Source organism: Embleya sp. NBC_00896, assembly GCF_045207785.1.
Lineage (GTDB): Bacteria > Actinomycetota > Actinomycetes > Streptomycetales > Streptomycetaceae > Embleya.
Genome location: NZ_CP108776.1, coordinates 4,202,268 through 4,226,621, shown reverse-complemented (window position 1 = coordinate 4,226,621; position 24,354 = coordinate 4,202,268). Strand labels below are relative to the sequence as shown.

General features: G+C 72.3%; 22 protein-coding genes. 5 read left to right on the top strand and 17 right to left on the bottom strand.

Going from position 1 to position 24,354, the window contains the following annotated elements; all coding sequences use genetic code 11:
• Positions 1–131: 131 nt before the first annotated feature.
• Both OG928_RS19300 and OG928_RS19295 read left to right on the top strand, forming a co-directional pair.
• The gene (locus OG928_RS19300) at positions 132–920 is read left to right on the top strand and encodes an ECF subfamily RNA polymerase sigma factor, BldN family (protein WP_406285364.1); all 789 of its coding nucleotides are present in this window, start codon (positions 132–134) and stop codon (positions 918–920) included.
• Positions 921–1,065: 145 nt separating this feature from the next.
• Positions 1,066–2,304 carry a DUF5667 domain-containing protein gene (locus tag OG928_RS19295; protein ID WP_406285361.1) on the top strand — a complete coding sequence of 413 codons (1,239 nt, stop codon included), beginning with the start codon at positions 1,066–1,068 and terminating at the stop codon, positions 2,302–2,304.
• Between the two features lie 119 nt (positions 2,305–2,423).
• Here the strand turns inward: OG928_RS19295 and OG928_RS19290 are convergent, their stop codons facing one another.
• From OG928_RS19290 to OG928_RS19240, 11 genes are all read right to left on the bottom strand, one after another.
• On the bottom strand, positions 2,424–3,560 hold the full coding sequence (locus OG928_RS19290; protein WP_406285359.1) for a lysophospholipid acyltransferase family protein: 1,137 nt from the start codon (positions 3,558–3,560) through the stop codon (positions 2,424–2,426).
• Positions 3,553–4,587, bottom strand: coding sequence for an NAD-dependent epimerase/dehydratase family protein (locus OG928_RS19285; protein ID WP_406285356.1), 1,035 nt, complete (start codon positions 4,585–4,587; stop codon positions 3,553–3,555). Before OG928_RS19285 ends, OG928_RS19290 begins: the two co-directional genes overlap by 8 nt.
• Positions 4,588–4,848: 261 nt before the next feature.
• The gene (locus OG928_RS19280; protein ID WP_012854759.1) at positions 4,849–4,947 is read right to left on the bottom strand and encodes a 30S ribosomal protein bS22; all 99 of its coding nucleotides are present in this window, start codon (positions 4,945–4,947) and stop codon (positions 4,849–4,851) included.
• A gap of 119 nt (positions 4,948–5,066) precedes the next feature.
• Complete coding sequence (locus OG928_RS19275; RefSeq protein WP_020549639.1) at positions 5,067–5,270, bottom strand: helix-turn-helix domain-containing protein; 204 nt, start codon at positions 5,268–5,270, stop codon at positions 5,067–5,069.
• 146 nt (positions 5,271–5,416) lie between these two features.
• The gene (locus tag OG928_RS19270; RefSeq protein WP_406285350.1) at positions 5,417–6,235 is read right to left on the bottom strand and encodes a phosphatase; all 819 of its coding nucleotides are present in this window, start codon (positions 6,233–6,235) and stop codon (positions 5,417–5,419) included.
• Between the two features lie 28 nt (positions 6,236–6,263).
• Positions 6,264–7,466: an acetoin utilization protein AcuC gene (locus tag OG928_RS19265; protein WP_406285348.1), complete on the bottom strand. Its 1,203-nt coding sequence runs from the start codon at positions 7,464–7,466 to the stop codon at positions 6,264–6,266.
• A 32-nt stretch (positions 7,467–7,498) separates the two neighbouring features.
• Positions 7,499–8,698 carry an MFS transporter gene (locus tag OG928_RS19260; RefSeq protein ID WP_406285346.1) on the bottom strand — a complete coding sequence of 400 codons (1,200 nt, stop codon included), beginning with the start codon at positions 8,696–8,698 and terminating at the stop codon, positions 7,499–7,501.
• A gap of 95 nt (positions 8,699–8,793) precedes the next feature.
• Positions 8,794–9,447, bottom strand: a complete 654-nt coding sequence (locus OG928_RS19255) for an HAD family hydrolase (protein ID WP_406285343.1) — start codon at positions 9,445–9,447, stop codon at positions 8,794–8,796.
• The gene (gene proC / locus OG928_RS19250) at positions 9,444–10,253 is read right to left on the bottom strand and encodes a pyrroline-5-carboxylate reductase (protein WP_406285341.1); all 810 of its coding nucleotides are present in this window, start codon (positions 10,251–10,253) and stop codon (positions 9,444–9,446) included. Before proC ends, OG928_RS19255 begins: the two co-directional genes overlap by 4 nt.
• Before the next feature lie 85 nt (positions 10,254–10,338).
• On the bottom strand, positions 10,339–11,094 hold the full coding sequence (locus OG928_RS19245; protein WP_406285339.1) for an ABC transporter permease: 756 nt from the start codon (positions 11,092–11,094) through the stop codon (positions 10,339–10,341).
• Entirely contained in the window at positions 11,091–11,855 is a 765-nt protein-coding gene (locus tag OG928_RS19240) for an ABC transporter ATP-binding protein (RefSeq protein WP_406285337.1), read from the bottom strand. Before OG928_RS19240 ends, OG928_RS19245 begins: the two co-directional genes overlap by 4 nt.
• A gap of 80 nt (positions 11,856–11,935) precedes the next feature.
• Between OG928_RS19240 and OG928_RS19235 the strand changes: the two genes are divergently transcribed.
• Positions 11,936–13,618 (top strand): serine/threonine-protein kinase, encoded by a 1,683-nt coding sequence (locus tag OG928_RS19235; RefSeq protein WP_406285334.1) that lies wholly within the window; start codon positions 11,936–11,938, stop codon positions 13,616–13,618.
• Between the two features lie 54 nt (positions 13,619–13,672).
• On the opposite strand, the gene ilvD is transcribed toward OG928_RS19235, so the two are convergent.
• The 4 genes from ilvD to OG928_RS19215 form a co-directional block, all read right to left on the bottom strand.
• On the bottom strand, positions 13,673–15,526 hold the full coding sequence (ilvD, locus tag OG928_RS19230) for a dihydroxy-acid dehydratase (protein WP_406285332.1): 1,854 nt from the start codon (positions 15,524–15,526) through the stop codon (positions 13,673–13,675).
• A gap of 274 nt (positions 15,527–15,800) precedes the next feature.
• Entirely contained in the window at positions 15,801–16,523 is a 723-nt protein-coding gene (locus OG928_RS19225) for a TetR family transcriptional regulator (protein WP_406285329.1), read from the bottom strand.
• A complete protein-coding gene (locus OG928_RS19220) occupies positions 16,516–17,334 on the bottom strand; it encodes a sugar phosphate isomerase/epimerase family protein (RefSeq protein WP_406291076.1) in 819 nt (272 codons plus the stop codon). The genes OG928_RS19225 and OG928_RS19220 overlap by 8 nt, the downstream gene beginning before the upstream one ends.
• A gap of 115 nt (positions 17,335–17,449) precedes the next feature.
• Positions 17,450–18,376, bottom strand: coding sequence for a Ppx/GppA family phosphatase (locus OG928_RS19215; protein ID WP_406285327.1), 927 nt, complete (start codon positions 18,374–18,376; stop codon positions 17,450–17,452).
• Between the two features lie 107 nt (positions 18,377–18,483).
• On the opposite strand from OG928_RS19215, the gene OG928_RS19210 reads away from it, so the two are divergent.
• Positions 18,484–19,227, top strand: coding sequence for a hypothetical protein (locus tag OG928_RS19210; protein ID WP_406285325.1), 744 nt, complete (start codon positions 18,484–18,486; stop codon positions 19,225–19,227).
• A gap of 55 nt (positions 19,228–19,282) precedes the next feature.
• Here the strand turns inward: OG928_RS19210 and OG928_RS19205 are convergent, their stop codons facing one another.
• The gene (locus OG928_RS19205; RefSeq protein ID WP_406285323.1) at positions 19,283–20,923 is read right to left on the bottom strand and encodes a BACON domain-containing protein; all 1,641 of its coding nucleotides are present in this window, start codon (positions 20,921–20,923) and stop codon (positions 19,283–19,285) included.
• 117 nt (positions 20,924–21,040) lie between these two features.
• A complete protein-coding gene (locus OG928_RS19200) occupies positions 21,041–22,519 on the bottom strand; it encodes a BACON domain-containing protein (RefSeq protein ID WP_406285320.1) in 1,479 nt (492 codons plus the stop codon).
• Positions 22,520–22,651: 132 nt separating this feature from the next.
• Between OG928_RS19200 and radA the strand changes: the two genes are divergently transcribed.
• Positions 22,652–24,043 carry a DNA repair protein RadA gene (gene radA, locus OG928_RS19195; protein ID WP_406285318.1) on the top strand — a complete coding sequence of 464 codons (1,392 nt, stop codon included), beginning with the start codon at positions 22,652–22,654 and terminating at the stop codon, positions 24,041–24,043.
• The last annotated feature ends 311 nt before the right edge of the window (positions 24,044–24,354 follow it).

Genomic DNA, 24,354 nt, shown 5'->3' with positions numbered 1-24,354 from the left:
ATGGGCACACTTGGTATCCCTTCCTTTACTAAGCGTTATTCTCGATCGGCGCACAGCGGTATCCAAGTTCCCTACTATGGGTGATCGATTCCGCACCGAACGTAATTACCGCTGAAGCAACAGGGAGTCCCGTGCACCGAATCGTCCGGGTTGACGTGTCCGGGCTGGCGACACTGCGTGCGGCGGTGTGCGCGAGCTTTGCCCCCAGTCTGTCCGCCGGCTTCGCCATGGCCGCCGGGTACGGCGCCGGGGTTTGTTACGCGACCCCGGCCCAACCCGTGGGCTTCGCCCTCGCGACGCGCGCCGGCACCACCGAACCGACCCGTCCCACCCGAGGATCCGGCTACACCCGGGGCCCGGGACCGGACGGCGAGGCCCGCCGCATCATGGCCCTCGTCGAACTCGCCCAGGACGGCGACGGCGACGCGTTCGCCCAGCTGTACGACAACTACTTCGACACCGTCTACCGGTACATCTACTACCGGGTCGGCGGACGCGCCGTCGCCGAGGACCTCACCAGCGAGACCTTCCTGCGCGCACTGCGCCGGATCGGCACGTTCACGTGGCAGGGCCGCGACTTCGGCGCCTGGCTCGTGACCATCGCGCGCAACCTCGTCGCGGACCACTTCAAGTCCAGCCGGTTCCGCCTGGAGGTCACCACCGGGGAGATGCTCGACGCGAACGAGGTCGAGTCCAGCCCCGAGGACTGCGTGCTGGAATCGCTGTCCAACGCGGCCCTGCTCGACGCCGTGCACAAGCTCAACCCCCAGCAGCAGGAGTGCGTTACCCTGCGTTTCCTCCAGGGACTCTCGGTCGCCGAGACCGCACAGATCATGGGTAAGAACGAGGGGGCGATCAAGACGTTGCAGTACCGCGCCGTACGGACACTCGCCCGACTCCTGCCCGAGGACGTGCGGTGAATCACACTTCCGTAACCTTCGGGGCCTCCGGCTCGTTCTCCTCGATAGCGGCCCCCCACGGGGATCGCTGCGGCGGGGAGCCGCCCTGTGGCCCCCGACCCGGAGACTTCCCTGGACGGACATCCGGGGAGAGGAGGTGCGGCCTGTGAGCATTGCGGCCCTGGATCGGCGACCCGCGAACGCCTTCGCGCGAGCCCTCGACGAGAACGACCGCAACAACCGATCGGCAGAACCCCTGCCCGCGCTGGTCCCGCTGCTGCGGACCGCCGAGCTGCTGCGTGATCGGTCCCAGTCGGCCCCCGTGCCGAGCACGGACTTTCGAGCCGCGCTACGACAACGACTGTTGGACGAGGCCGCGGCCCTGCCCGCGACCGAGGGTGCGGCCACCGTGCCCGCGCCGCGCGGCGCGCATCGCCGCAAGGACCACGCGGCCCCGCCGCGCACCGTGCGCTGGCGTCGACGCGTGGCGATCGCCGGCACATTCGTGGTCGTCACCGGCAGTGGTCTCGGCGGCGTGGCGTACGCCAGTTCCGATGCGCTGCCCGGCGACCTGACCTACGGCGTCAAGCGCACGGTCGAAGACTTCAAGATCTCGCTCGCGGACAACGACCACGAGCGCGGCGAGCGGTATCTCCAGCAGGCCGAGACCCGAATGGGCGAGGCCGAACGGCTACTCAAGCGGTCCGGCGGATCACCCGCCGACAAGGCCACCGTGCGCCACCTTCGGCAGGTGCTCGACGACTGGCGCGAGGAGGCCGGCAAGGGCCGCACGCTGCTCACCGACCACTTCCGCAAGAGCGGCAGCGACGACCCGATGCGCAATCTGGCCGACTTCGCCCGCTCCGGCAACGAGCGGATGGCCCGGATCGGCGATCGACTCCCCCCGGAGCTGTCGACCGAGCGCGATCGGGTCCGCACCCTGCTGACCGCGATCGACGAGCAGGTCGCCCCGATCGCGGGCACCCCCGGTCGGACCGCGCCCGCGCCCGCCGAGGGCGGGCAGACCGGTCGAACCCCGGCCGCGCCCGGCACCGACCCGGGCACGGCCCCGGGCCGGCCGCCGCTGCTGCCACTCGTCCCGCGGGTCCCCGGCCTGGGCGGCCCGACGGCGAACGGCCCCGCGGCACCGAACGGCTCGACCGCGCCGGGCGGTTCCACCCCCCGGCAAGAGCAACCGCAGCAGGACGACGGACTGCTGCCGGGGCTGAACATCCCGCTGCTCGGCGGATCACCGCCGGAGAGCCCCCAGGCCCGATCCGGCGGCACCCCCGCGCCGTCGGCGAAGACATCGCAGGGGCAGCTCCTCCCGCCACTGCTGCCCGGCCTGCCGGGCATCGGGCTCAACCTGCTCGGCGGCGCCCCGGAGGACACCCCGGACAGCTGATCCGACCGGGCCCGCCCAACCGGCGGGGCAACGCGAGAGCGGCTCGTGGACGGGTGTCCACGAGCCGCTCTCGCGTCGGTGGTGGGGCGGGCGACCCGCCCCCACCACTCCCGGAAGACCTAGAAGAACACCGACCGGCGCTGCATCAGCAGTCGGTAGATCGTGTGCTGGATGCTCTCGCGGACCTCGTCGGTGAGGTTGAAGACGACCATCGGGTCGTCCGCCGCCTCCTCCGTGTACGCGTCGGTGCGGATCGGCGCGCCGAACTCGATCTTCCACCGGGTCGGCAGCGGTACCAGGCCGAGCGGGCCCAGCAGCGGGAACGTCGGCGTGACCGGGAAGTAGGGCAGGTTCAACAGCCGCGCGAGCGTGCGCGCGTTGCCGACCATCGGGAAGATCTCCTCGGCCCCCACGATCGAGCACGGCACGATCGGCACCTGGGTCCGCAGCGCCGCCGACACGAACCCGCCGCGCCCGAAGCGCTGGAGCTTGTACCGCTCGCTGAACGGCTTGCCGAGGCCCTTGTAGCCCTCGGGCCACACACCGACCAACTCCCCCTTGGCGAGCAGTCGCTCGGCGTCCGCGTGGCACGCCAGGGTGTGCCCGCTCTTGCGCGCCACCGAGCCCACCAGCGGCAGTTGGAAGACCAGGTCGGCGGCGAGCAGCCGCAGGTTCCGCTGATCGGGGTGGTGGTCGTGCACGGCCACCTGCGTCATCAGCGCGTCCACCGGCAGCGTGCCGGAGTGGTTCGCGACGATCAGCGCGCCGCCCTTGGCCGGGATGTGCTCCAACCCGCTGACCTCGACCCGGAAGTACTTCTCGTACACCACCCGCAGCGCGGCCATCAGCCGGTCGTTGAGCTCGGGGTCGAAGCCGAACTCGTCCACCTCGTACTCGCCGGTGATCCGCCGCCGCACGAACGCGAGCCCGTCGGCGGCCTTTTCCTCCCAGCCCGGCCCGGCCACGCCGTCGAGCAGCCCGGCGGCGGCGCCGCCCACGACCCCGCCGACCGCGCCCGCCAGCGAACCCAGCAGCGAGCGCCCGGAACCCGGCGCGCGGCGCGGCCCGGGACCCGGGGATCCCTCGCGCTCGTGTGCGGGCCGCCCGTCGATCGACCGGACCCGCACCTCACCCTCGACCGGTTCGGGCACCCTGACGGCCCGTGTGGGCCGTGGGGACCGCCGCCCGGAGCGCGGCGCCGGGGTGCGCGCCCCGGCTGCGGCGCCGTCGAAGGGAATGATCCGGGCGTCACCCATCGGGGCTCCTCCTGGTGAGCAGCAGCGTCGCGAGTCGATCGGGCACCTGCGCGAGGCGCCCCGGGTCGAACAGGCCGGCCGAATGACGACCCCGGGCATAGTCGGCGAACGTCTCGGCCGTGGTCCTGGCCGCGACGAAGCCGAGCTTCTCGCGAGCGCGCGCGGGGTCCACCACGCGCCCGTGGGTGAGCAGCCGAACCTGCTCGGCGGACAGATGCACCGAACCCACCCGCCGCAAACCCTGGTTCACCAGGCCGACCGCGGCCGAGGGGAAGGGCACCACCGGTCGGCCGAGCCGGCGCGCGGCCTGCGACAGGAACAACACGCCCTCGGCGGCGATGTTGTACGTCCCGGGCCGGTCCGCGCCGACGGCGATCCGCAGCGCCTCCAGCAGATCGTCCTCGTGCACGAACTGGAGCCGCGGGTCGTAGCCGAGCACGGTCGGCAGCACCGGGAGCGCGAAGTAGGCGCCCATCGGCGAATCGGTCCGCGGCCCGAGCAGCGGCGCGAACCGCAGCACCGTGACCGCGACATCCGGCCGCCGCCGAGCGAAGCCGCGCACGTAGCCCTCTATCTCGACGGCGTCCTTGGCCCAGCCGGACGACGGCTGGACGCGCGGCTCGGTGTCCTCCCCGAACAGCGCGGGGTCGCGCGCCGAGCCGCCGTAGACGGCGGTGGTCGAGCGCACCACGAGGCGGCGGATCGACGGCGCCTTCTGACACGCCGCGAGCAGCTGCATCGTGCCGATGACGTTGGTTTCCTTGACCGAGACCGGCCCGCCGTGGATCGGCGGCAGTTCGCTCGGGCTCAGGTGCACGACGGTGTCCACCGCGGCCGACGCGACCACCTTGGCGATCATCGGGTTGCGGATGTCGGCGAGGACGAACTCGACGCCGCCGGGATCCACCGCGGGCTCGACCATGTCGACCCCGATCACCCGGTCCACCCCGGGTTCGTCGCGGATCATCCGTACGAAATCGGCCCCCGGATCACCGGCGACACCGGTGACCATCACGACACGTCCCATGCTGTGCCTCCCCCGCCAGGTCGGATCGTCGCGCAGTCAAGCGGTTACGGAACGCACACGCGAGGCGACGAGATCAAACGTATCCGTACCGACTACCCGGCGGGAGCGCGTTTACGAGGCGTTCACACCGGTTTCGCTCCAACGCGCTCCCGCGCACGCCTCGACATCGGCCCACAACGCACGACGACCGCCCGTCGCACCCCCGGAGGGAGAGTGACGGGCGGTCGCCCAAGGCTTCAGCGGCATACGCCGGTGGGATGCCTACTTCTTGTTGCGACGCTGCACGCGCGTCTTCTTGAGAAGCTTGCGGTGCTTCTTCTTCGCCATGCGCTTGCGACGCTTCTTGATGACAGAGCCCACCGACAACCCTCGCTTACGTCACGTTCTTACCGCACGGAGCCGGATCAGCCCGCACAACTGGGGGCCAGCCTACTCGCCGCCCCGGCCCACCTCTAAACGAGGCGGTCCGTAATGCCCCCCTACGCTGTTTCCACGTAGGAGTCTCGCAGGTAGTCGTGGACGGCCTGCTCCGGAACTCGGAACGACCGACCAACCCTGATGGCAGGCATCTCGCCACTGTGGACCAGGCGATACACCGTCATCTTGGACACCCGCATCACCGCGGCCACCTCGGCCACAGTCAAGAAGTTGACCTCGTTGAGAGGCCTCTCTCCAGAAGCCATGACGCACCGAACCATTCAGCACGCGTCGGGCGCCGGCTTCCCCTCCGGCGACTGCCACACGCACGTGCGTGACTCCAGAGTAGTGGCGTGTGGTACCAGTGGGGAAGAGGAGTAGTTATCCCACCTGAATCGCCCATCAGATTGTTTTACGGATCGATTCCGGACAGTCCGGACCGATCGAGGACGTAGGCCATGAGCGGTTTGTACAGGTGGGGCGCGACGTTGTCGTCCAGCGGAACGACCACCTCGACCCGGCCCTCCTCGGCCGCCACGAACAGCGCGGGGTCGTTGCAGTCCGCGAAGCCGATCGCCGCCACACCCGCCTGACCGGCGCCGCCGGCCCACCCGTGGTCGCCGATCACCAGGTCCGGCAGCGGCTCGCGCTCGGCCGCCAGTTCGGTCAGCATCGCGCGGATGCCGCGCGCGGAGTGCGTGTGCCGGAAGTCCCCCGCGTCGTCGACGACCATCGCGACGTCGCCCTTGTAGCGGACCGTGCGGGAGTGCCCGCCCTCGGCGGTGGGGGTGCGATACGTCCAGCCGGTCGCGGGGCGCAGGAGCGTACACCCGGCCTCGCGCAGCACGCGCGCCAGTGTGCGGTACCAGTCCTGTAGGCCGTCCGGGTGGCCCGTGGCCACGATCACCCGCTCGCGGCGCTTGGCGGCGAGCCCGACCCGGTCGGCGTAGGCGTCCAGGGCGGCGATGGTCAGATCCGGGTCGATCGTGTCCTGGCCGCTGCGGTGGGCCGGATCGGCCACGACTCCGCAACGGCGCACCATCAGCGCGAGCACGTCGTCGGCGGTCCACCGGCCGTCCGGCTCGAGGCCGAACAGGTGGCCGGGATGGCGCTCGCTCATCAGTCGGTAGTGCCGGAGGTTGTTCTCCCGGGACGTCGCCACGTCGCCGGCGATCCGGCCGCGCACGAGGTGGGAGCGAAGCTCCGCGGGGGTGGGAACCGCAACGGTCACGCATAGCTCCTTGGGTCTCGGGTCGTGGTCACAGGTCGAACATCGGGTCGAGGCCGTGGGCGGGGAAGACCGCTCTGCGCGTGGCCAGAATCGCCTGGTCGGTCCGGTCCCCCGGGTCGTAGCCCGTCGAGAACGGCCGAAAATCGCCGGTCCCGCCGTCGGTCATCCGCTGCGGCCCCGCCTCACGGGTCAGGATTCGGACCTCTTCGCGCCAGTCGAGCGGCACGTCACTGGTGGGTTCGATCGGGTGCCCGGCCGCCTCGGCCACCAGGTGGGTCCACGAGCGCGGAACCACGTCGATCGCCGAGTAGCCGCCGCCGCCGGTGGCGATCCAGCGCCCGCCGGCGTGTTCGTGCGCGAGCGCGTGCAGCGCGGCGTGCGCGGCGCGCTGCGCGTCCACGGTCAGTGCGAGGTGCGCGAGCGGGTCCTCCACGTGGGTGTCCGCGCCGTGCTGGGTGACCAGTACGTCCGGCCGGAACGCCGCGAGCAGCGGCGGGACCACGGCGTCGAACGCGCGCAGCCAGGCCGCGTCGGCGATCCCCGGCGGCAGCGCGACGTTGACCGCGAGGCCCTCGGCGTCCGGCCCGCCGATCTCGTCGGGGAAGCCGGTGCCGGGGAAGAGGAAGCGCGGGCTCTCGTGCAGGCTGATCGTGAGCACGCGCGGGTCGTTCCAGAACGCCTGCTGCACGCCGTCGCCGTGGTGCACGTCGATGTCCACGTAGGCGACCCGCTCGGCGCCGAGGTCGAGCAGGCGTGCGATCGCGAGCGCGGGGTCGTTGTACACGCAGAACCCGGCGGCGGCGGCCGGCATCGCGTGGTGCAGGCCGCCGGCGAAGTTGACCGCGTGCTCGGCGCCGTCGGGGTGGTCGGGACCCAGCCACACCGCGTCGGCCGCGGCGATCGAGGCGCCCGCGATCAGCGCGGACACCTCGTGCATGTGCGCGAACGCCGGGGTGTCCTCGGTGCCTATGCCGTATGCCTGGTCGGCGTGCTTCGGGTCGGCGGAGGCGCGCCGCACGGCCGCGATGAACGCGTCGGTGTGCACCATGCCCAGTTGCTCGTCGGTGGCGATCCCGGCGGCGCGGACGCGCAGTTCGGGCAGGGTGTGCAGACCGAAGGCACGGATGAGGTCGATGGTCAGCCGCAGCCGGACGGGCTTCATCGGGTGCCACGATCCGAAGTCGTAACCGGTCATCCGGTCGTCCCACATCACGTGCACCGCTCGACTCATGCGGTCACGCTACCGCCCGGGATGGCTCTCGATCATCGGTCGTGAGCGGGTTCACCGTGCGGGGCGAAGGCGCGGGCCAGCGGCACCACGGCGAGCACCAGGACCAACGGCACGAGCATCGCGACGCGAAACGACGCGAGGTCGGCGATCCCGCCCACCAGCGGGGTCCCGATCAGGAAGCCGGCGTAGTTGAAGATGTTCAGCCGGGCGACCACCTCGTCCGCGTCGTCCGGCGACTGCCGGCCGCCCGCGACGAACGTCTGCGGGACGAGCACGCACAGCCCCACGCCCAGGATCACGAAGCCGAGCAGGCCCACCGCGGCGTGCGGTGCGGCGAGCACGACGGCGAAGCCCGCTGCCGCCACCACCGCGCCGCCGCGGACCACGTTGACCATGCCCCAGCGACGCACGCCCAGGTCGCCGACGCCGCGGCCGACGAGGGTGGTGATCATGTACGCGATGTAGGGGACGGTCGCGAACGCCTCGGAGCTGTCGAGCACCTTCTCCAGGTAGACCGCGGACCAGTTGGCCACGGTCGAGTCGCCGATGTAGGCGAACGTCATCACCGCGCACAGCGGGAGCAGCGGACCCCACGGGAGCCCCCGCCCCGCCTTGTCCGGGTCGGCGGCGACCGGCGCCGCGTCGGCGCGCAGATAGCCCGCGCCGACCCCGAGCACGATCGGCACCGTGAGGACCACGGCGCCCGCGTACATCCACACGAGCGCGACGTCGCCCCACGCGCACAGCCCGGCGACGCCCGCGCCGGCCAGGCCGCCGAGGCTGTAGGAGGCGTGGAAGCCGAGCATGATGCTGCGGCCCTCGCGGGCCTGGATCGCGACGCCCTGCATGTTCATCGTCGCGTCGACCGCGCCCAGGGACAGCCCGAACACGAAGAGCACGATGGCCAGTTGCCACAGCCGATCGCCCGCGCCGACCCCGAGCAGGATCGCGCAGACGACCGGCTGCGACACCCGCAGAACGGTGTGGCTGCCGTAGCGCTTGGCCAGCGAACCGGCGATCACGCTGCCGACGCCCGCGACGATCGGCACCACGGACAGGACCGCGGTCAGCGTGCCGTCGCCCATGTCGTAGCGCCGCTGGATCGCCGGGATCCGGGTGACGAGCAGCGCGAAGGACGCGCCCTGGACCAGAAAGCACACGAGCAGACTGAACCGCGCGCGGCGCAGCGTCTGGTCCTTGGACGGCCCGGCCGCCGGTTCGGTCACCTGCATGGGCGTGCACGCTACCGACGGGTCACTTCGACGGACAGGGGCCGAGAAGATCTTTTGACCAACCGCCGGCTACCGGGTCGAGCAAACGCCCGCGTTCAGGGACGAATGCCCAACAGTTCCGGTAGGTCGACCATGTCCTTGAACAGCGAGTCGGCGTCCGCGAGCCGCTCCGGCGGGGTCATCGCGGCATACCCGTACACGGTCATGCCCGCCGCCCGCGCGGCCCGCACCCCCAACGGGCTGTCCTCGACGACCACGCAGCGCGCGGGGTCGACGCCCATGGTGGCGGCGGCGTGCAGGAACAGGTCGGGCGCGGGCTTGCCCTGCGCGACGTCCTGGCTGCTGAAGATCAGCGGCTCGGGGAAGCGCCCGATCAGGTCGGTGCGGTTCAGCGCCAGCCGGATCCGCTCGTGCGTGCCCGACGAGGCGAGGCAGTACGGGACACCCGCGAGGTCGAGCGCGTCCAGCACCTCGGCCACCCCGACCACGGCTTCGAGTTCGGCCCGGAAGCCCGCGAACACCCGCTCGTGGTAGACGTGGTCGAAGTCGTCGGGCAGCGTGACGCCGTCCCGCTCGCGCACTATCGCGTGCACGCGCGCCATCGTGCCGCCGAGGTAGTCGCGCAGCGAGTCCTCGTAGGTCGTGGGCACGCCGAGCTCGGTGAGCAGGGCCGCCAGTGCCCGGTTGGCGATCGGCTCGCTGTCGACCAGGACGCCGTCGTTGTCGAAGAGGACCAGGTCGGGCTTCACTTGAGGCCCTCGGCGATCTCCTGCGACCGGTTGCTCGCGGCTTCGAGCGCGGCGAGCAGCGCGGCGCGCACGCCGTGGTTCTCCAGCTCGCGGATCGCCGCGATCGTGGTTCCCGCCGGGGACGTGACGGCCTCGCGAAGGAGCGTGGGGTGCTCCCCCGAGTCGCGCAGCATCACCGAGGCGCCGATCGCGGCCTGCACGATCAGGTCGTGCGCGGCGGCGCGCGGCAGGCCGAGCAGGATGCCGGCGTCGGTCATCGCCTCGACGAGGAAGTAGAAGTAGGCCGGGCCCGAGCCGGACAGCGCGGTGACCGCGTCCTGCTGCTTCTCCGGGACGCGGATGGTCTTGCCCACCGACCCGAAGATCTTCTCGACCCGGGCCAGGTGCGCCTCGGTCGCGTGTGCGCCGCCGGAGATCGCGCTCATTCCCTCGTCCACGAGCACGGGCGTGTTCGACATGACCCGCACCACGGGCGTGCCTGCGGCCAGGCGCGATTCGAGGAACTTCGTGGTGATGCCCGCGGCGCCGCTGACGATCAGCCGATCGGCGGGCACGTGCGGGGCGAGCTCGTCCATCAGGGCGGCCATGTCCTGCGGCTTGACGGTCAGGATCAGGATGTCCGCGGCCTTGGCCGCCTCGGCGTTGGTGACCGCCTCGACTCCGTAGCGGCGCTGCAGGTCCTCGGCCCGTTCGGCCCGGCGGGTCGTGACGAGGATGTCGTCCGGGCTCTTGCCCGCCCGGATCATCCCCGACAGCAATGCTTCACCGATTTTCCCGGTGCCGACGACGGCGACCCGCTGAGCCATGGCCCCCACACTTTCTCGCGTTCGTTGGTTCATCGGGGGCGCTCCGGGCACCCCCAATGGCCACCGTACGGTACGGACACGTGTCCTAAGGCGTGCGCCGACGCAGGGTCAGCGCGCCGAACGCGAGGGCCGCGAGCACGCACCCGGCGATCACCGCGATGTCGCGAACGAGCAGGCCGGAGACATCGCTCTCGCTGGTCAGCCGCAACATCGCGTCGACCGCGTAGGACAGCGGGAGCACATTCGAGACCGCTTCGAGCACGGGCTGCATCTGCTCGCGCGGCACGAACAGACCGCACAGCAGGAACTGCGGCAGGATCACCGCCGGCAGGAACTGCACGGCCTGGAACTCGGTGTTGGCGAACGCGCTCACCAGCAGTCCGAGCGCGAGCCCGAGCAGCGCGTCGAGCACCGCGACGCACAGGATCAGCCAGGTCGGCCCGGCGACGTCGAGCCCGAGCAGGCCGATCGCGAGCCCGGTCGCGACGACCGCCTGGACCACCGCGACCAGACCGAAGGCGAGCGCGTAGCCGCCGATCAGCTGCATCTTGCCGATCGGCATGGTCAGCAACCGCTCCAGCGTGCCGGTCGAGCGCTCGCGCAGCGTCGCCACGGACGTCACCAGGAACATCACCACGAACGGGAAGATCCCGAGCAGCGGCCCACCGATGTGGTCGAACTGGCGCGGGTTGTCGTCGTAGAGCCAGTACAGCAGCGTGAGCAGCACGCACGGCACGAGCAGCATCAGCGCGATCGTGCGCGGGTCGTGCCGCAGTTGACCGAGCACGCGCCGAGCGGTGGCGGTGGTGGGGCTTGCGGTGATGGTGGCGGTGGCGGTCATGACGCGCTCCCGGAGTCCGAGGTCGAGGCGGAGGTCGGGGTCGCCGCGGCGTCGACCAGGGCCAGGAAGGCCGATTCCGCGTCGTGGGTGTCGGTGCGCGCCAGGAGCGCGTCCGGGGTCTCGTCGGCGAGCAACACGCCGTCGCGCAGCAGCAGGAGTCGTTGGCAGCGCTCGGCCTCGTCCATGACGTGACTCGACACCAGGAGCGTCACGCCGACGGCGGCGAGCCGGTGGAACAGCCCCCACAGATCGCGGCGCAGCACCGGGTCGAGCCCGACCGTGGGCTCGTCGAGGATGAGCAGCTCGGGCGAACCGAGCAGCGCCGCGGCGAGCGAGACCCGGGCCTGCTGGCCGCCGGAGAGCCGGGACACGGTGGCGTCCTGACGATCGGTCAGGTCCACGTCGCGGAGCACCCGGTCGATCTCGGCCGACTCGACCCCCAGGATCGCGCCGAAGTAGCGCAGGTTCTCCCGCACGGTCAGGTCCGCGTACACCGACGGCGCCTGCGTCACGTAGCCGATCGCGCTGCGCAACCGCTTGTGCCCGGTGGGCAGCCCCAGCACGTCGAGCCGCCCGCTCACGCCGGCCTGGACGCCGACGATCGCGCGCATGAGCGTGCTCTTGCCGCAACCGCTCGGCCCGAGCAGACCGGTCACGCTCCCGCGCCGCACGGCGAACGAGACGTCGTCGAGCACCACGCACCCGCCGCGCACGACCCGCAGGCGCTCGGCCCGGATCGCGTCCTCGCCATAATTCATCATATGTTGAATATGCGCTTCCCACTCCGCGCCGTCAAGCGATTCCCTACGATTTCCCTCAACCGGCGAAGGGGGCGCGCCCAGTGGCACGGATCGGGCCGTACGAGGTCGTCGAACGGCTCGGCGCGGGCGGGATGGGCGAGGTCTTTCTCGGCGTCGGACCCTCGGGACGCCGGGTCGCGATCAAGGTGATCCGGGCGGAGCACCTGGACGATCCGGGCTTTCGCGCCCGGTTCCGGCGCGAGGTCGAAATGGCCCGCAAGGTCGGCGGCGCCTTCACCGCGCCCGTGGTCAACGCGGACCCGGACGCGCCACAGCCGTGGTTCGCCACGGTGTACATCCCGGCGCCCTCGCTGGACGCGGTGGTGCGCGCGCGCGGGCCGCTCGATCCGCGCGCGGTGCTGCGCCTGGCCGCCGGGCTGATCGAGGCGCTCCAGGACATCCACGCGGCGGGGCTGATCCACCGCGATCTCAAGCCGGCCAACATCCTGATCACCGAGCACGACGGCCCGAAGGTGATCGACTTCGGGATCGCCCGGGACACCGGCCGTTCGCTGCTCGTCTCCACCGGCGGCACCTTCGGCACGCCCGCGTACATGGCGCCCGAGCAGATCGAGACCGGCACCGCGGGGTACTCCAGCGACGTGTTCGCGATGGGCTCGGTGCTGACCTTCGCGGCGACCGGCCGGCTCGCGTTCCCGGCCGAGACCCCGATCGCGGTGATGGGCCGGATCCTGTACGGCGAGGCGGATCCGACCGGGATCCCGCCGGAACTCGCGGACCTGATCCGGGCGTGCCTGGCGAAGCCGCCGGAGGTTCGCCCGCCCCTCACCGCACTGGCCGAACTCGTGACCGACCGGCTCGCGCCGACGCCGGGCCGACCTCCGCAGGCACCGGAGCCGCGGCACGATCCGGATGCCGAGCCCATGTTCACCACAAAGGCCGGCACCACGAGCACAGGCACCACAAGCGCCGGCGTCACGAGCACCGACACCACGGGCGCCGGGACCACAAGTACCGACACCACGACCTCGAACCGCCCGCCGACACCGCACACCGCGGGCGGGTCCGACGACGGCGCACCCGCACCGCGACCGCGCCGCCCGCACACGCGGCGTCGGGTGCTCCCGTTCGTGGCCGCGACCGCGCTCGTCGCGATGGGCGTGACCGCACTGATCCGGTATTCGCTCTTCTCGGACGACGGGCCCTCGACGCGCGGATCGAGCTCCCACTCGCCCGAGCCGGTGACCACGCCGCCATCGACGCCACCGTCGATGCCGCCGTCGACGCCGCCGACCGCCGATATACCCGGCGGCAAAGCCGCGCCGAACGGCGGCACCTGGTGCACGCCGAGCATGATCCGGGTGCAGATCCAGCCGGTGGAGTCGGGCAAGGCCGCCTACAACGCCTCGCAGAACGTCGCGCTCAAGGTGCTCGTCACGAATCAGACCGGGCCGACCTGCTACGTCGACCTCGCGCCGAGCCGCGCCTACATCGAGGTGCGCTCCGGCTCCGAGCGGCTGTGGATCTCGGCCGACTGCGCGGCCGGCGCGGCCACCGACGTGCGGCAGTTGCAGCAGGGCGACGCGCAGGCCGTCTCGATCACCCGCGACTGGTCCTGGACCCGCTCCAACGCCGCGCAGTGCGCGACCAACGGCGGGCAGAGCAAGGCCGCGCCGGCGGACAAGGCCGTCTACCGCGCGAAGGCGATCCTCGCAGGCCTCGAGTCGTCCGGGGAATTCCTGTTCACCGCGGTGAACCCGTGAGCCGAAAGGGCGCCCCGGCCGAAGCCGGGACGCCCTTTCGGGAATCGCCGTGGATCAGTCGAACATCGACACGTCGCGCACCGCGCCCCGGTCCGCGCTGGTGGCCATCGCCGCGTACGCCTTCAAGGCGGTGCTCACCTGGCGGTCGCGGTCGACCGGGCGGTACTTGCCCAGGTCGTGCAGCAGCGTCTCGCGTCGCTCGGCCAGTTCCTCGAACGAGACCTCCAGGTCGATCGTCCGGTTGGGGATGTCGATCGTGACGGTGTCGCCGTCGCGCACGAGGGCGATCGTGCCGCCGGCCGCCGCCTCCGGCGAGACGTGCCCGATCGACAGACCGGAGGTGCCGCCCGAGAATCGCCCGTCCGTGATCAGCGCGCACTTGGCGCCGAGCCCGAGACCCTTGAGGTACGACGTCGGGTAGAGCATCTCCTGCATGCCCGGCCCGCCCTTGGGGCCTTCGTACCGGACCACCACGACGTCGCCCGCCTTGACCCGCTTGCTGAGGATCGCGTGGACGGCCTCCTCCTGCGACTCGACCACGACGGCCGGGCCGGAGAAGGTCCAGATCGACTCGTCCACGCCGGCCGTCTTCACGACACACCCCGCCTCGGCGAGGTTGCCGTACAGGATGCCGAGGCCGCCGTCCTTGCTGTACGCGTGCTCGACGTCACGGATGCAGCCCGCGGCCACGTCCAGGTCGAGCGCGTCCCAGCGCTCCGACTGGCTGAACGCGGTCGCCGAGCGCACGCAGCCGGGGGCCGCGTGGAACAGCTCGATGGCCTCCGCCGACGGCGAACCGCCGCGCACGTCCCAGGTCTTGAGCCACTCGGCGAGGTTGTCGGTGTGCACCGAGCCGACGTCCTCGTGCAGCAGCCCGGCACGGTGCAGCTCACCGAGCAGCCGGGGCACGCCACCGGCGCGGTGCACGTCCTCCACGTGGTACGGCGCGTTGTTCGGCGCGACCTTCGCCAGGCACGGCACCCGGCGCGAGAGCACGTCGATGTCGGCCATCGTGAAGTCCATCTCGGCCTCCTGCGCGGCCGCGAGCAGGTGCAGGATCGTGTTGGTCGAGCCGCCCATGGCGATGTCCATCGCCATCGCGTTCTCGAACGCCTGCCGGGTCGCCACGTTGCGCGGCAGCACGCTCTCGTCGTCCTGCTCGTAGTAGCGCTTGGTGATCTCGACGACCGTGCGGCCCGCGCCCTCGTACAGCGCCTTGCGCGCGGTGTGCGTCGCGAGCACCGAACCGTTGCCCGGGAGCGCGAGGCCCATCGCCTCGACCAGGAAGTTCATCGAGTTGGCGGTGAACATGCCCGCGCAGGATCCGCAGGTCGGACACGCGGCGTTCTCGATCCGCTCCAGGTCCTCGTCGGAGACCTGGTCCGACGCGGAGTCGGAGATCGCGGTGATCAGGTCCAGGTGCGGGCGCACCCGACCGTCGACCATGACCGCGGTGCCGGCCTCCATCGGACCGCCGGAGACGAACACGGCGGGGATGTTCAGCCGCAGCGCGGCCATCAGCATGCCGGGGGTGATCTTGTCGCAGTTGGACACGCACACCATGGCGTCGGCCTGGTGCGCGTTGACCATGTATTCGACGGCATCGGCGATCAGCTCGCGCGAGGGCAGCGAGTAGAGCATGCCCGAGTGGCCCATCGCGATGCCGTCGTCGACGGCGATCGTGTTGAACTCGCGCGGGATGCCGCCGGCGGCCGAGATGGCCTCGGACACGATCCGGCCGACGGGCTGGAGGTGGGTGTGGCCCGGTACGAACTCGGTGAAGCTGTTGGCAACCGCGATGATCGGCTTGCCGAAGTCCTCACGCTTGACGCCTGCGGCCATCAGCAGCGCGCGAGCGCCCGCCATTTCGCGACCGTGGGTGACCGTCCGAGACCTGAGTTGCGGCACTGCACACACCCTCTCAGCAAATTCACCGGTGGATCCGGGGTGCTTTCGAGCTTACGTCCGCGACCGGGATCGACGGCGCGGACGTCCACTATGCGACCCCTCGGCGGGCGGCCGATCGAGGCCGGGCCGGGGTCGGGCCAGGGCCGGAACGGGGGCGGAGCGGGGCCGGAGCGCCGCTCAGCCGCCGCCTAGGGCCTGTCTTCAATCCCGCGTCGGGCTCCGCGGCGTCCGGTGCCGTGCATCGGCGTGCCGGGGAAGCGCTCGCATAGTGGTTCTATTCGGGCGGTTCACCGGGGCGGCGAGGTGAGCGCAGCGAGGAGCCCGAAGGGCGGATGCCGGGCGTCGCGGTGCTCGGCGTGGGATTGAAGACAGGCCCCAGGTGGAGCCGGAGAATCGGCGCGATCCGCGCGGCGATCTCCTCCGGCGCGGCGGAGGCGATCGGTTCCAGACGCAGCACGTAGCGGGTGAGGGCGACCCCGAGGATCTGGCTCACGCACAGGTTCGCGCGCAGTGCCGCGTCGGGCGTGCCGATCCGCTCGGCCAGCCGCGCGGTCAGCTCGGCGCCGACGAACTCGCGAAACGCCGGGTCGCCGCCGTCGAGGACGGCCGTACGCATGATCGCGAGCAGGCGCGTTCCCGTCTCGGGGTGCTCCCACAGGGTCATGAACCTCGCGGCCAGGCGTTCGCCCGCGTGCTCGACGCCCATCGCGAACACGTCGGCGATGAGCGTCTCGGGATCCAGCGGCAGGTCCATGGCCGCGATGAACACCCGGTCCTTGGGTCCGAAGTAGTGGTGCACCAGCGCGGGGTCGACGCCCGCGCCGCGGGCGATCGCGCGGACCGACGCGCCCGCGTAGCCGCGCGCGGCGAACTCGACCCGGGCCGCGTCCAGGATGCTCTCGCGGGTCTGCGTCGTGCCCGCGCGCCGGCCGGGCGGGCGGCCCGGCCCGCGGCGCCGGGTGGGCTCCGGTCCCGAGGTCGTACTCGATTCAGCCATAGCGTCGCTCCGCCTCCGCTTCCGCCGCCAGGTGCAGGCGGGTGTACGCGAGCGCCTCGGCGAGGTCGGCCTCGCGCTCGGCGCGCGATCCGCACCGCCGCGTGTTGACCTCCAGGACGATCGCCCCGGCGAAGGACGTCCGGGCGAGGTGTTCGAGCAGTTCCGCGCACGGCTGGGTGCCGCGCCCGGGGACCAGGTGTTCGTCCTTGAGCGAGCCGCTGCCGTCGGCGAGGTGGACGTGCCCCAGCCGATCACCCATCCGGGCGAGCATCGCGAGCGCGTCCGAGCGCGAGGTCGCGGTGTGCGACAGGTCGAGCGTGAAGTGCCGGTAGTCCTCGTCGGAGGGGTCCCAGTCCGGCGCGTAGGCCGCGACCTCCTTGTCCCGGTAACGCAGCGGGAACATGTTCTCGACCGCGAACAGCACGTCGGTCTCGTCGGCCATCCGCTCGATGCCGCGGACGAAGTCGCGTGCGTAGCTGCGCTGCCAGCGAAACGGCGGATGCACGACGACCGTCGCGGCGCCGAGCCGCTCGGCCGCGTCGCGCGCCCGCACCAGCTTGGTCCACGGGTCCGTCCCCCACACGCGCTGCGTGATCAGCAGACAGGGCGCGTGCACGGACAGGATGGGCACGCCGTGGTGGTCGGACAGGCGGCGCAGCGCCTCGACGTCCTGGCTCACGGGGTCGGTCGAGACCATGACCTCGATGCCGTCGTACCCGAGCCGAGCGGCGATCTCGAAACCGTCGGCCGTGGACTCGGGGTAGACGGAGGCGGTGGACAGGGCGATCTTCGCGTCGGGCACCCGAAGCACCGCGTCCGGCAGGCGCGCCTCGGACGTGTCGGCCCCCGTACCCGTGAGTATGTCGTGGTCGGCCACGTCGCCCAGAGTAGAACCATCGGCCGCCGTCACGGCTGGGACGCTCCCATCAGTCCATCCAATCCAGGCGGCGCAGGATGATCCCCTCGCGCAGCGCCCACGGGCACACCTCCAGCGCGTTGACGTTGAACAGGTCGAGCGCGGCGTCGGCCACTATCGCCCCCGCGACCAGCTGTGGAGCCCGCCCCACGGACACGCCCGGGAGGGTCGCCCGCTCGGCCGAGGACATCGTCGCGAGCCGGGGCAGCCAGTCGGCGAGACCGGCCCGGGTGAGCAGCCGCTTCACGTACGGGCCCTCCCCCGAGGCCGGCGCGCCGGCGATCCGGGCGAGCTGTTTGAACGTCTTGGAGGTCGCCACCACGTGGTCGGGGCGGCCGAGCCGGCTGAACTCGGCGACCGTGCGCGCGATCTCGGCACGGACGTGCTTGCGCAGCAGCCGCACCTCGTCGAGCGACGGCGGGTCGCCGTGCAGCCACGAACGGGTGAGTCGACCCGCGCCCAGCGGCAGCGAGGCCGCCGCGTCCGGCTCCTCGTCGACACCGGCCGCGATCTCCAGCGAGCCGCCGCCGATGTCGAGCACGAGCAGCCGGCCGGAGGACCAGCCGAACCAGCGGCGCACCGCCAGGAAGGTCAGCCGGGCCTCGTCGGCGCCGGTGAGCACCTGGAGGTCCACGCCCGTCTCGCGCCGCACCCGATCGAGCACCGCCTCGGAATTGGCCGCCTCGCGCACCGCCGACGTCGCGAACGGCAGCAGGTCCTCGACGCCCTTGTCCTCGGCGATCTCCAGGGCGCTCGCCATCGTGCGGACGAGCAGATCGACCCCGTGCGGGGCGATGCTGCCGTCCGGCTCGAGCAGTTCGGCCAGGCGCAACTCGTGCTTGTGCGAGTACGCGGGAAGGGGGCGAGCACCCTGATGGGCGTCGACCACGAGCAGATGGACCGTATTGGAGCCCACATCGAGAACACCGAGTCGCATGTCCCCGAAGGTAATCCGTCGGACCCGGGCCGCGAGCGGGGGCGGTCCCTCGGTTGCCACGCCTTTGCTTGACCGAAACACCCCGGTGTGAGCCGTAGGCTGATCCGGTGCCCGAGGTAGACCTGGATTTTCCACGCGCTTGGTTCGAATTCCCCGACCCCGACGATGCCGACCAGCTGTTCCGCTGCGACCTCACGTGGCTGACATCGCGCTGGCAGTGCATCTTCGGCGCGGGCTGTCACGGTGTCGTCGCCGGCCGTGCGCCGGACGGGTGCTGCTCATTGGGCGCGCACTGGTCCGACGAGGACGACGAGAAGCGCGTGCTGGCCTGGGCCGAACGGCTGACGCCGCAGACCTGGCAGTTCCACGACCTGGCGATGGAGCAGGGCGTGAGCGAGTTCGAGGACGGCGACAAACGCACCCGTCTGGTCGACGGCGCGTGCGTGTTCCTGAACCGGCCGGGCTTCGCGGGCGGCGCGGGCTGCTCGCTGCACGCGCTCGCGCTGCGTGAGGACGTGCACCCGCTGGAGACCAAACCGGACGTGTGCTGGCAGCTGCCGGTCCGCCGGACGTACGACTGGATCGACCGGCCGGACGAGACGCGCGTGCTGATGGTGACGATCGGCGAGTACGACCGCAGAGGGTGGGGGCCGGGCGGCCACGACCTGCACTGGTGGTGCACCGGGAGCACCGAGGCGCACGGCGCGGGCGAGCCGGTGTACCAGTCGTACGGCCCGGAGCTGCGCGAGCTGATGGGCCAGGCCGCGTACGCGGTCCTGGTGCAGGCGTGCGAGACCCGGCTCGCGAACGGGCGGCCGGTCGCGCCGCATCCGGCCGACCCGGTCGACTGACCGACGCGGCGTCCGAAGGCGGCGTCCGACCCGGCGTCCGCCCCCGGCCGGGGGCTCAGCCCGTCGGGACGGGGGTCCTGGTCGGGGCGGGTGGCGTGGTCGCGACCGGCGGGCTCGTCGGCGATCGGGACGGGGCCGGTTCGCCGGTGCGGCCCTCGATCGTGACGACCGCGTCGCCCGGTTCGACCACGACCCTGGCCGACCACGACCCCCTCGGGGCCTGCTCGGCGTCGACGGTGATCGTGATCGTGTCCTGCTGCCCGGGGGCGAGCGTGCCGCGCGACCGGCTCAGGCGCAGCCACGGCGCCGCCGTGTCCGCGCGCCAGTCGACCGGCACCGGGCCGGTGTTGCGCAGCGTGAGGATCGTGCGGTCGCCTTTGCCGGTAACCGTGACCCGCGGCGGCGTCGGCGCCGACGCGCCGCGCGGCGGCGGAACCTGCTCGGCCCCGGGCCCGATCTCCGGCCGGGCCACGGCCGGCGGCGCGAGCGCGGTCGTGGGGCCGGGCTCCCGGCCGGGCGCCGAATCCGAGGCGGCGGGACGCACCGACGGCGCCGCGGGCGAACGCTCCGGTTCGGCCGGCGCCGGCGCGGCGGCCTTGTTCGCGCCGTCCACCCGGGCCGAGGCGATGGTGACGGCTTTCGTGGTCGCCTCGCCGGCCGACCCGCCCGACGCCTGCCACAGCGCGAGCGCGGGCGCGGCGACGACCGCGGCCACCACGACCGCCGCGATCACCGTGGCCCGCCGCCGGTTGCCGCGCTCGACCACGTGGATCGGAAAGACCGGGAAGCCGGTCCGGTCGAACTCGGCGACCCGCCGCGCGATCTCCGGCGGACGCTGCGCCGACCGGCCCTTGCCGACCTCGCCGAGCACCTCGATCCGCAGCGCCGCCGGCGGCGCGATCAGGGTGAGCCCCACCGGCGCGGCCGCGGCCCCGGTGGTCGGCGCGAGGTGGGTCGCGGCGCGCCGCACGTGCGGCCCGCACCGCCGACACGTCTCGACGTGCGCGATCAGGCGCTCGCGCAGGGTCGAGGTGAGCCGCCCGGTGGCCAGTTCCTGGCCTTCGGGGCACCCGTGTGAGGCCTCGGCGCCCGCGACGGCCGCCCGGGTCCGGTCCACCTCCCGGCCGGCCCCCAGGAGCAGGCTGCGGGCCTGCTGCTCGTCGCACCCGAGCACCGCGGCCAGGCCGCGCGGGTCGAGCCCGTGCCGTACCGACAGTTCGAGCGCCTCGCGCCGCTCGGGCCCCAGCCCCACGGCCTCGGGCCAGGCGAGGTCGTCCAGGTCGCCGCGCCGCCGGCCGGGTGCGCGGCCGGCCTCGGTGCCGGGGAACAGGTCGGGGTATTCGTCGGCGTCGGACGAGAGCGGCGGCAGGCTGCGCTCGTGTGCCCACACCACCCGGACGTCCTCGGGGCGCGCGGGGCCGCCGCCGACCCGCACGTGCGCGTCGAGCCGGACCAGGCACTCGTACCGGGCGAGCGCGTAGAGCCACGGTTTGAGCAGATCCAGGTCGGGGAGCCGGCCGATGTGACGATCGGCGAGCACGAAGGTGCTGCGTAGTGACTCCGAGGCCGCCTGGTGGTCGCGGAGCACCGAGAGGCAGTAGGTGTAGAGCCCTTCGGCATAGGCGTCGTAGGCGGCGCGTCCCCACGAAAGCACCGCGGCGGGGGCCGAGACCGGGCCGGTTACCGAATCCGTCACGCTCGTGAACGTAGGTGTCCGAGAGCCCCCGACTCAGGCGATTTGCACTTTCATACGCCTTTCGAGGTCGACAATCATACTTTCGAGTGAATGTCCGTCACCTTTGAGCGAAATTTTTCACCGGACCACCAAGCGCCGGCCGACCCCCTCTACCGTGAGCGAATCACCGTTGGGGCGAAGGGACAGCGTCACCGTCCACGTGGGCGCCGGGGCCTTGTCGGGATTCGCCGAGATCGTGATCGAAACCGACTGCCCCGCGCGCAGGCTTCCCGATCGCGGGCTCACCGTGAGCCAGTCGTTCTCCGACACGCCCAACGACCACGTGACCGGTCCGCCGGTCGCGGTGAGCCGGACGGTCCGCGGCGCGCCGCCGACCCCGAGGTCCACCGCGTCCCGTTGCGACCAGGTCAACGTGCCCGCCGCGTTCGCGTCGGTCGTGGCCGACCGGGGGTCCATCTGCTGCGCGCCGGCGCCGGGCGGCGCCGGGGCACCCGTCGTGGGCTTCGCGCCCCGTGTCGTCTTGGCGGTCGGCTTGGGCGTGGCGGCGCGCGTACCGGGGGCCGCCGCCGTCGTCGGCGGTGGTGGTGGGGTCGACGCCACCGCGCTCGGCTCGGCCGACGGCGACGGATGCACGAACACCGGCCGATCGGGCTCCTGGGCCGTGCTCAACGCGACCGGCGAGCCCCGGTCGTCGTCGCCCACCCGGGCGAACGCGACGAGACCGAGCACGAGCGACGTCGCGACCAGGCAGCCCACGGCCACCGGCACCCGCGAGCGCGGCCGGCCCAGGCCCTTGGGGAACCCGTTCCGCCCCGCGTCGACGGCCTCGCCCCCGAGATCCGCCGCGAGCAGGTCGATCCGGATCCCGTACGGCGCCGGCGGCAGCGCACCGCCCCCGAGCAGCGCCCCCGCGTCCACCGCGTCGGGACCGAGCACCACGCAGTCCGGGCACGAGTCGACGTGCAGGTGCAGCGGCCGGCGCAGCGCCGAGTCGACGGCCGCGCCCGCGTCCGGCAGCAGCAGCGCGAGCTCCGGGCAATCCCGCCGCGGATGGGTCGCGACCGCGTACACGGCCACGGCCTGTTCGAACTGTTGCCGGCCGCGGGCGAGCGTGCGACCCACGTGCCGCTCGGGTATCGCGAGCACGTCGGCGATCTCCGCGCCGCCCAGGCCGTGCCGCACCGACAGGTCCAACGCGATCCGCTCGACCTCGTCCACGGCCCACAACGCGTACGGGACCAGCGGCGCCAAGCGGTGGCGATCCGGCACGATCCATACCGCGGCGCCCGCCGTGAGCACCTGCTCGACCACGCCGGGGCCGGGCCGCCAGGGGGCCGCCCGCTCGCACTCGGCGCGGGCGAGCGCGTACAGCAGCGCCCTGGTCCGGCTCCGCTCCCGCAGCACGCGCAGCCGCCGGGCGCCCATTAGGAGCGTGTCCCGCAGCACCCGCTCGGCGAGCTCCCGGTCGCGCACCAGCTCCACGGAGAAACCGAAGAGGGCGTCGCCGTACGTGTCGTACAGCGCGACGGCGTCGCGCGTCCCGTCCGTCGCGTCCGTCGTGCCGGACCACTGCCCCGCTACGTCCCCACCCGCCATGCCGCCACACGGTAGGGAGATCACGACCATGGTCACCATCGCTTTACCGGCTCGGTGACAGGATCAAGACATTCCGACCGTGATCGTCCATCGTGTAATCGGTTGTCGGCGCGGCCCGTTAACGTTCCTGGCATGGCCAGGACCACCACGAAGGATCGCCCGTCGTACCGCTGCACGGAATGCGGCTGGACCGGGCCGAAATGGCTCGGCCGCTGCAACGAGTGCCACGCGTGGGGCACGGTCGAGGAGTTCGGCGTCCCCAAGGCGCGCTCGATCGCCGCCGGGCCGGTGACCGCCGCGGCCATGCCGATCGGCCGCATCGACGTCAAGGCCGCCAAGTTCCGCTCGACCGGCGTCGACGAACTCGACCGCGTCCTCGGCGGCGGCCTGGTCCCGGGCGCGGTCGTGCTGCTCGCGGGCGAGCCGGGGGTCGGCAAGTCCACCCTCCTGCTCGACGTCGCGAGCAAGTCCGCGTCCCCGACCGCCCGCACGCTCTACATCACCGGCGAGGAGTCCGCCTCCCAGGTCCGACTGCGCGCGGGCCGGATCGGCGCGCTCAACGACGAGCTCTACCTCGCCGCCGAAACCGACCTGGCCGCGCTGATCAGCCACGTCGACGCGGTCAAGCCCGCGCTCCTGGTGGTCGACTCGGTGCAGACCATCGCCTCGCCCGCGATCGACGGCGCGCCGGGCGGGGTGTCCCAGGTCCGCGAGGTCACGGGCGCGCTGATCCGGATCGCCAAGGAGCGCGGCATCGCCACCGTCCTGGTCGGCCACGTCACCAAGGACGGCTCCATCGCCGGCCCGCGCCTGCTGGAGCATCTGGTCGACGTGGTGCTGCACTTCGAGGGTGACCGGCACGCCCGGCTGCGCCTAGTCCGGGCGATCAAGAACCGCTACGGAACGGCCGACGAGGTCGGCTGCTTCGAACTGCACGACGAGGGCATCACCGGCCTGACCGACCCGAGCGGGCTGTTCCTGACCCAGCGCCAGGAGCCGGTCTCCGGCACCTGCGTCACGGTCACCCTGGAGGGCAAGCGCCCGCTGGTGGTCGAGGTGCAGGCGCTGGTGGCGCCGTCCCAGATCCCCACCCCGCGCCGGGCCACCTCGGGGCTCGACTCGGCCCGGATGGGCATGGTCCTCGCGGTGTTGGAGCGGCGCGGCGGGGTCCGCCTGGAGAAGACCGAGATCTACACCGCCACGGTCGGCGGGGTGAAGCTCACCGAGCCGGCCGCCGACCTCGCGGCGGCCCTCGCGCTCGCGGGCGCCGCCGCCGACGTGGCGCTGCCGTCCAAGCTGGTCGCGGTCGGCGAGGTCGGGCTCGCCGGCGAGATCCGCCGGGCCACCGGCGTGCAGCGCCGGCTCGCGGAGGCGTTCCGGCTCGGCTTCACGCACGCCCTGGTGCCACCGGACCCCGGCAAGATCCCGAAGGGCATGAAGGTCATCGAGGTGGCCGACATCCGCGAGGCCCTGCGCGCCTTCAACCTGGTGTCCTCCCGCGAGCGCAAGCCCGATCGCGAGTGACTCCCACGACGTGCCCGCGACCGCCCGTCGGACCGCCGCGGCGGGGGTCGGCAACTTTCCGGGTGCCCCGAGGAGTGACCAAGCGTGGCCTCGGAGATACTCGACAAACGGAACGGCATGCGCGACCTGTGCCAAAACACGGCTTCGGGCCGGATAAGACGACCGGTCGGTGGCAGGGAGGCACTAGACTTTTCCACCGATCTTCCGACGTAGCGGCCGACCTGTGTCGACCGCAGGTCCTGAGGCGCTCCCGGCCGTGCATACCGGAGCAAATGCCCGGGTGACGGCCGATGGCCGGCCGAGGATGGCAA